Annotated in this window: 3 protein-coding genes; all 3 read right to left on the bottom strand. The window is 62.8% G+C overall.

Features of this window, described 5'->3' with window-relative positions:
* On the bottom strand, positions 1-1,293 hold a 1,293-nt coding region (locus EN879_RS27635), incomplete at its 3' end, for an SEL1-like repeat protein (protein ID WP_127274371.1).
* Between the two features lie 46 nt (positions 1,294-1,339).
* A complete protein-coding gene (locus EN879_RS27630; RefSeq protein ID WP_127274370.1) occupies positions 1,340-2,743 on the bottom strand; it encodes an HlyD family type I secretion periplasmic adaptor subunit in 1,404 nt (467 codons plus the stop codon).
* 20 nt (positions 2,744-2,763) lie between these two features.
* Positions 2,764-3,673 (bottom strand): ATP-binding cassette domain-containing protein (locus EN879_RS27625; protein WP_127274369.1); only part of this gene is annotated, 910 nt, incomplete at its 5' end.

The raw sequence follows: 3,673 nt of genomic DNA, 5'->3' as shown, positions 1-3,673 counted from the left end.
AAGCATTCGCGCGTAGGCATATTGCGCTTCGGCCACGCCTTCGGCTGCCCGCCTCACCCATCGGGCAGCTTGCTCCTCGTCCTTTCGCACGCCGACGCCCTCGGCAAAGCAGAGGCCGAGGTTGAACGCTGCAATCAGATCGCCCGATGAGGCGGTCGCCTCGAACCATCCAGCGATGCTGGCGCGGTCGCCAGGCTCGCCTGCTCCTTCGATAACCAGATTGGCAAAGTCGACCTGCGCTTGCTGATTTCCCGCATTTGCGGACGTACGCAGCCAGCGCGCTCCCTCTTCGACGTCCCGTGCGACTCCGTTTCCGGAAAGATAAAGCGATGCCAACGCACGGGCAGCAGCCTGATGGCCGGCATTTGCCGCCCGTCGGTACCATGTTGCGGCGTCCGCATAGTCTGGCGGCGAACTCTTCACATGCCGATCGCCCAGACGATAGGCTGCCTCAATATTTCCTGCCAATGCGGCCCGCCGCATCCACGCCTCGCCGGCGGCGATATCTTGACCTGCAAGGCCACCCTCGATGAGCGCCGATCCCAACCGGAATTGGGCTGAGGGCAAGCCTTTCTCCGCGGCAAGCTGATACAGTCGCGCGGCTGCCGGTCGATCAGCTGGCATGCCGCGTCCATGCTCAGTCAGGACCCCAAGAAGGTAGATTGCGGTTGGCAGACCGGCGTCGGCAGCGCGTCGAACCTCGGCGGCAACTTTGGCCGTCTGCGCAGGCTGCCCGCGCCGGGCGAGGGAAAGAGCAAGGCCCAGGCATCCCTCAGGGCAGCCGGCTGCCGCAGACTTCTCATACCAGCCATGCGCCGCATCCAGGTCCCGCATCGCTTCGGGGCCTCTGCTGAGGATATAGGCGAGAATTGCCTGCCCGGTTGCGGAGCCAGCTTCGGCTGCCTTTTTCGCGAGCCCGAACGCTGCCGCGAATTCCGGCTCCCGCGAGGAATCCCGTTCGAACAAGCTTTGCGATTCCAAGCCATTGCCGTCGGGCTCCTGCGCCGCCAGTCCAGCCACGTAAAGCGCGGCGAGGAGCGACTGGGCATCGGGGCTGCCGTGATCGGCCGCTCGCCGCAGCCAACGCGCGCCTTCCGACCGGCTTGGCGGCACACCCAAACCTTCGAGATAGCAACGAGCGACGCGGTATTCGGCCTCGACAATCCCGGCGCGTGCCGCAATTGCCAGCAGCGGAAAGGCTTCTAAAGGCTTGCCGCTGTCAGAAAGCTGGATCGCCCGGCGCAATACCAGCGCTGGTGGACCGTAAGCAGTCAGGCGGTCAAGGATTGCCATCGATGCGAGAACGCATACCTCCGTTTGTCGCGCACGGCGCCCGAGCCTATGGCTCCCTCATCGCTTCTTGGCCCAGGGGGAGTATGGCGCCGAGAATATACTTGAGCACGGTACGGCGGCCGACCTTGACGTCAGCGGTTACCGGCATGCCAGGGACGATCGTGAAACTTGCGGGCACGCCATGGAGGGCGACCTCGTCGATGGAAATCTGCGTGCGGTAAAACAGGTCAGCGTCCGGGGGCAGCATGGCCAACGAGCTGTTCGGGTCGCGCGCCTGTTCCCGGGCCGAGAAGGAATCCGGGCTCACCGTGCGCACAGTGCCATGCGCGACGCCATATTGCGAATATGGAAAGGTGTCGAACTTGATGGCCACGGGGTCACCGACGTGGACGAACCCACTGCTACGGCCGACAATGTTCGTTTCGATTTCAAGCACCGCGTCGTCCGGCACCAGGGTCATCAGCCGGTCACCCGATTGCAGGATCGACCCGACGGAAACCTTCGCCACTGACTGAACGATGGCGTTTGCATCGCTTTTCAGCTCAACCAACTGTTTACGCAGCTTTGCCTTGTTGAGAAGCTCACGGGCATCGGACATACGCGAGCCCGCCTCCGACAGGCCTTGCGAGACTTCCGCGCGCCAGCTCTGGATGTAGCCATCGCGGTCGGCGGCCACCGTCGCCTGTTGTCGCTTGGCAGCTTCCGATGTCTGCTCGGCGTTGCCGAGCGCCCGGGACATCTCTGCCCAGTTGTCCTCGGCCAGAAGCGTATTGAGGCGGCTGCCCACCTGTCTTGCTTCCAGTTGCTTGCGCATCCGTTCGATCGAAGCCGCGACGGCCAGTCGCTGGCGGTAGCCGTCAGCATCGGACCGGGAACGCGAGATCACGGAACTGAGTTCATCGCTCTGCCGGTCAAAACTCGACAGCTTGGCGTCGTAGACGGCTTTTCGACGATCGAAGATTGATGCCTGCAGGGTCCAACTCGGGTCCAGACCGTCATAGCTGAAGGGCTTTCCGTCGGCTTCCGCTTTCAAACGGGCCACTTCGGCTTCAAGTGTCGAGACCTGTGTCGTCAGCGCAGCAAGGTCAGCGTAGGCGAAGGTCGCGTCGAGGCGAGCAAGCGTTTGACCGGCTCGCACGCGCTGTCCTTCGCGCACCTCGATCGAGCGGACGATCGCCGTCTCGAGCGGCTGCACCAGAATATTCGGCGATTGCGACACCACGAGCCCTCTGGTGGAGACGACCTGATCGACCGGTATGAGCCCTGAGAGTGTTATCAGGGCAACGACCATGCTTGAGATGATCCAGACCATGCCGCGCGCCATTCGTGGGACGGGCGCATTGGCGATGGCCGTCGACGGCCATTGGAATTCCAGGATGACGGGCATCGTCGGATCGCTCGGCTCTGTCCGGCGCCGGACGGGAAGACTGGAATGGGTGATGCTGCTCATGGGCGCCCCGAAGCCGATGCTCACACAAGTCTCGGCGGCACAGCGGCCAGACGAGCTTGGCGATTGTCAAGATGCCGGTTCTGCTGCATCCAAAGCTGGCGGTAGAGCGCGCATCGTTCGAGCAGGGTCGCATGCGGCGCGACATCGAGGACCTGGCCCTGATCCATGACCAGGATCTGGTCGCATTCGGTCAGCGAGGAAAGCCGGTGCGAAACAATAATCATCGTGCGGCCCCTGGCGATGCGCATGAGATTGGCGCTGACCACCGCCTCGCTCTCCGGATCAAGCGCGCTGGTCGCCTCGTCAAGGATCATGACGGTCGGATCGTGGATGAGCGCGCGCGCAATCGCCAGCCGCTGCTTTTGACCACCCGACAGGTTGGGCGAACCTTCCTCAATATAGGTGTCATAGCCGTTGGGCATGCGTTCGATGAATTCTTCGGCGCCGGCAAGGTGAGCGGCTCGCATGGCGTCGGAAAGGGTCAGGCCGGGGCGCCCGGCGATGATGTTGTCTCGAATCGACCCGCGGAAAAGGAAATTGTCCTGGAGGACCACGCCGAGCCCCTGGCGAAGGTGACGCAGGTTGATTTCCTTGAGGTCGACGCCATCCAGCTTGAGAAAACCGCTGTAATCGCGATTGATCCCCTGCAGAAGCCGCGCAATTGTCGATTTCCCCGAACCGCTGCGCCCGACGATGCCGAACATCGTCCCTGCTGGAATGTCGAAGTTGACCCGGTCAAGCGCTGGCGTGTTGGTGCCGATGTAGGTGAAGGTCAGATCACGGAAACTGATCTCGCCAACGAGCTTCGGTCTCAGACCTGTGGAATTCGAACTGCTTTCCAGGGGCCGGTTGAGGACGGATCCTGCCTCGCTGATTGCCGCCCCTACCTCCTCGAAGTCCTCGACCAGTCGAGCAAGACCGACGAGAGGC

The organism is Mesorhizobium sp. M7A.F.Ca.AU.002.02.1.1 (assembly GCF_003998535.1).
In the GTDB taxonomy this organism is placed as follows: Bacteria; Pseudomonadota; Alphaproteobacteria; order Rhizobiales; family Rhizobiaceae; genus Mesorhizobium; species Mesorhizobium ciceri.
The sequence above is the reverse complement of the archived record's forward strand: the minus strand, read 5'-3'. Positions and strand labels throughout refer to the sequence as shown.

Bases quoted from the DNA above. Each gene is read 5' to 3' on its own strand.
- EN879_RS27630 (WP_127274370.1), bottom strand. From the start codon at position 2,743: ATGAGCAGCATCACCCATTCCAGTCTTCCCGTCCGGCGCCGGACAGAG.